Source organism: Frankia sp. CcMO1, from assembly GCF_977945845.1.
This window is the reverse complement of record NZ_CDWTMG010000332.1, coordinates 1-4077: the sequence shown is the minus strand read 5'-3', so window position 1 is coordinate 4077 and position 4077 is coordinate 1. Positions and strand designations below refer to the sequence as shown.

At 72.1% G+C, this 4077-nt stretch carries 2 protein-coding genes and 1 pseudogene; all 3 read left to right on the top strand.

Annotated features, from left to right (window positions below; translation table 11 throughout):
- Nucleotides 1-53 precede the first annotated feature (53 nt).
- Nucleotides 54-2801 carry a type I polyketide synthase gene (locus AC08OU_RS23245; RefSeq protein ID WP_476605809.1) on the top strand — a complete coding sequence of 916 codons (2748 nt, stop codon included), beginning with the start codon at nt 54-56 and terminating at the stop codon, nt 2799-2801.
- A gap of 2 nt (nt 2802-2803) precedes the next feature.
- Nucleotides 2804-3181: a phosphopantetheine-binding protein gene (locus tag AC08OU_RS23240; RefSeq protein WP_476591722.1), complete on the top strand. Its 378-nt coding sequence runs from the start codon at nt 2804-2806 to the stop codon at nt 3179-3181.
- 6 nt (nt 3182-3187) lie between these two features.
- Nucleotides 3188-4077, top strand: a pseudogene (locus AC08OU_RS23235) (alpha/beta fold hydrolase); the annotation flags it as partial.

Sequence of the window (4077 nt, the reverse complement as noted above, 5' to 3'; positions counted from 1 at the left end):
GAAGACAAGCCTAGAGGTGTCGGGGGTCGTCTTCGGCGCGCTCGGCGGAGGTCATCGCCGGGCTCGGCGAGGTCGTCGTCTCCCACGACAACTGCCCGCATCAGTCGATCATCTGCGGGCGGGAGGACAGCGTGCGCACCGCGCTGGACCGGCTGCGCCGCGACGGCGTGCTGGGCCAGATCCTGCCGTTCCGGTCGGGGTTCCACTCCCCGTTTCTCGAGCCGTACCTGGACCCGATGCGGGCGCGGCTCGCCCTCACCGCGTTCGTCGAGGCGAGCGTGCCGATCTGGTCGGCGACCACGGTGGCGCCCTACCCGAGCGACCACGACGCCATCCGCGCGCTCGCTCTTCGGCACCTGGTCGAACCGGTTCGCTTCCGCCAGCTCGTCGAGCGGCTGCGCGAGCGCGGGGTGCGTGCCTTCATCCAGGTCGGAGTGGGCAGCGTCGCGGGATTCATCGACGACACCCTGCCCGGCAACGACCATCTCTCGTTGGTCACGAATACCGTGAAGCGCCCCGGGCTGGACCAGCTGCGGCGGGTCGCGGCGGCGATGTGGGCGGAAGGCGCCGCGCCCCGGATGGACCTGCTGCCCTGCCGGTCGCGACCCGCGCCGGCGGTGCCGCCGCCCCCCGGGGGGGCCAACGGACTGCACCGCGTCGGTGCCCCGGTGCGGTTGAGCCTCGGCACCCCCCTGATCCGCCTCGGCGGCGGAGCCGGCGACCTGCTCAACCCGGGCAGTGCTGATCGGACCCACCGGAATCCGCCGGCCTGGGCCGGGGGTGACGTGCCGACGCATCCGGTGATCGCCGAGCTGCGGGCCGCGCTCGCCGAGGCGGACGCGGTGATGTCCACCGTGGTCGACCGCTGGTCGCATGGGGCGACATCGGCTCGGGTCCCCCCGCCCGGACCGGGGGGCGGGGCAATCCCGGGCGCTGCGACCCCGGGCGCAGGTCGGACGTCCGCGGTGGGCCGGGTACCCGTGCCCCGTGACAGTCCCGAACCCGGGCCGCGGATGTTCCGGCGACGGCTGTCGCTGGCGTCGATGCCGCACATCGTCGACCACTGCTTCTACCGTCAGCCGCCGGGCTGGGCGGACATGTCCGATCTGTTCCCGGTCGTGCCGATGACCGAGGTCCTCGAGCTCATGATCGGCGAGGCCGCCGCGCTGCTGCCGGGCCGGGTGCCGGTCGGTGTCCGAGACGTTCGGGCGTTGCGCTGGCTCGCGATCGAGCCGGCGGTGGAGGTGTCCATTGCGCTCGCCCCCGCAGGGCCGGACGCGGTGCGGGTGACCGTGGACGGCTACGCCCGCGGCACGGTGCTGTTCGCGGCGGACCACCTGCCGTCGCCCGGGCCGACCGCGATCACCGCCGATCTGTCGGTGGGCCGGACGGGCCCGACGCTGCCCGCCGAGCGGCCCCCGCGGCATCATGGCAGGGATCTCTACGGGGCCCGGTTCCTCTTCCACGGTCCCGGCTACCAGGGCATCCATCGGATCGAGGCGATCGCCCCGACCGGTATCCGGGGGCGTCTGCGGGTGCCGTCGGCGTCCGGCGCCCTGCTCGACAACGTGGGCCAGCTCTTCGGCTACTGGGCGATGGAGCATCTGTCCGACGACTCCCTCCTGCTCCCGCAGTCCCTGGCCGACGTGCGGTTCCACGGCCCGGTGCCGGTAGAGGGCGACCTGGTGGACTGCGTCGTACGGATCCGTCAGGTGGCCGAGCGCACGGTGACCGCGGACATGGAGGTGCGGCGGGCTGACGGGCGTGTCTGGGCGGTCATCACCGGGTGGACCGACCGCCGGTTCGCCAACGACGACGTGCTCTGGGCGATGGTGCGTGCGCCGGAGCTGAACACCGTGGCGCAGCCCTCCGGTGAGGGCTGGGTGGTCGCCGTGGACCGCTGGCCCGATGCGGCTTCGCGGGAACTGATCGTGCGCCACTACGCTGATGCCGCCGAGCGTGCCCGGCTCGCCGCGCTTAACCCCAGGGCGGCGCGTGGCCGGCTGTTGGGACGGATCGCCGTCCAGGACGCAGTCCGGCGATGGCTGTGGGAGCGGGGAGCGGGGCCCGTCTGGGGGATCGAGATCGGGATCCGTAACGACGACGTGGGTGCCCCGGTCATCACCTCCCTGCCGGCGCGGCCGGGTGTCCCCGCGCTCGACCCCCCGTGGGTGTCGCTCGCCCACAAGCCGGAGCTCGCCGTGGCCCTGGTCGCCGCGGACGGGGAGGTCGGTATCGATCTTGAGCAGATCGTGTCCCGCGCCGCCGGGGTCGAGAAGGCGGCCTTGGCGCCCAGCGAACTGCGCCTGCTCGACCGGGTCGCCGGCATCGATTCTCACCGGCGGGCCGTGTGGTTCACCCGGTTGTGGGCGGCGAAAGAGGCGGCGGCGAAGGCCGACGGAACGGGCCTCGCCGGCCGTCCACGCCGGTTCGTCGTGGACGGCCCTCATTCCCTGGGGACGGCCCAGTTCCCGGGAAGGGATGGGCTCGCATCCTCCCGGGCGGGGGGCACCCCGCCCGATCTGGTCCGGGTCACCGTCTACGGGGATGGTCCCGACGGGTCGGTGCCGGAGCGGACCCGGTGGGTGGCGTTGCGTACGGTGGACGCCGCCGGCCGGATTCAGCCGGAACCGACCGGCCCGGTGCCCCGCGAGGGCGGGGCACCGCCGCCGCAGCGCCAGGACGCTGTGGGCGATGGCGTCTCCGCCGGAAGAGTCGATGTCGCTACCGTCAATTACATAGTCGCCTGGACCTCTCCCGAGGTCGAGGCGCATGGTCTCCAGAGCCAGAAGGAGTGTTGATGATGTCTGCGCAGAGCACGACGAGGCAGGGTCCTCCCGGCCCGGAACCGGACGACCGCACCGGCGCTGTCACACGGGCCGAGGCCGAGGCCCGGATCCTCGGCGAGGTCACGGAGCTCCTGCGGGAGGTGATCGGGGAGGAATACGTCGTGGACATGGAGATCACGATGGCCACCTCGTTCAATCAGGATCTCGAGCTGGAGAGCATCGAGTTCGTGGCGCTGGCCGACCGGCTGCGTGAGCGATACGGCGAGGCGGTGGACTTCGTCGGCTTCCTTGCCGACATGGACGTCGACCAGGTGATCAACATGCGGGTCGGCGAGGTCGTCCGCTTCATCGTCGACAGCCTCCCGACGCTGGCGCCGGCGGGATCGGCCTGAAGGCCCGTGGCTGAGGTCATCGCGAACGGGATCCGGCTGCATGTGCAGCGACTGGCGCCCAGGGGCGGAGCGTCCACGGACTCGCCGGTCGTCGTGATGGTGCACGGCATGGTGATGGACAACATCTCCAGCTTCTACTTCACGCTGGGCAACTGCCTCGCTGATGCCGGCTGCGACGTCATCTGCTACGACCTGCGCGGCCATGGGCGCAGCGAGCGGACCCGCAGCGGCTACGGGCTGGCGGACTCGATGGCAGACCTGCTCGGGCTGCTCGACGAGCTCGGGGTGGACCGCCCGGTGCACCTGGTGGGTAACAGTTACGGCGCCACGATGGCGCTGGCTTTCGGGCTGGAGTTCACCTCCCGGGTGGCGAGCCTGACGCTGATCGAGCCGCCGTTCCTGATCGAGGGTCTCGGCGAGGAGATGGCCCGATCGCTGACCCAGATCCTCGTCGCGATGAGCGACGAGGAGGTCCAGGAGTGGCTGGACAACGGCGCCGGGCGCGTGGCCAGTCACGCCACCCGGGCCGCGCAGCGGCTGCTGTAGGAGACGACGATCGCCACCGACATGCTGGCGACTCCGCCGTTCTCCACCGAGGCGCTGGCCGCGCTGAACGTCCCGGTGCTCGCGGTGTACGGGGAGAACTCCGACATCATCGGGCAGGCTGCGAGCCTGGCCGCGCTGGTGCCCGATTGCACCCTGATCGTCCTGGAGTACCACACGCACATGGTGCTACGGGAGGCCGCGCACTACCTGCGGGACCTGCTGCGGTGGTGGTTGTTCCGCAGCCAGACGACGCCGCCGCCCTACGTGCGCGCGAACGGCCGGCGCTTCGCCACCCCGGACTGGGGGACGCAGCGGGTGCCGCCGCCCGATCTCAACGCCGAGCGCCGGTC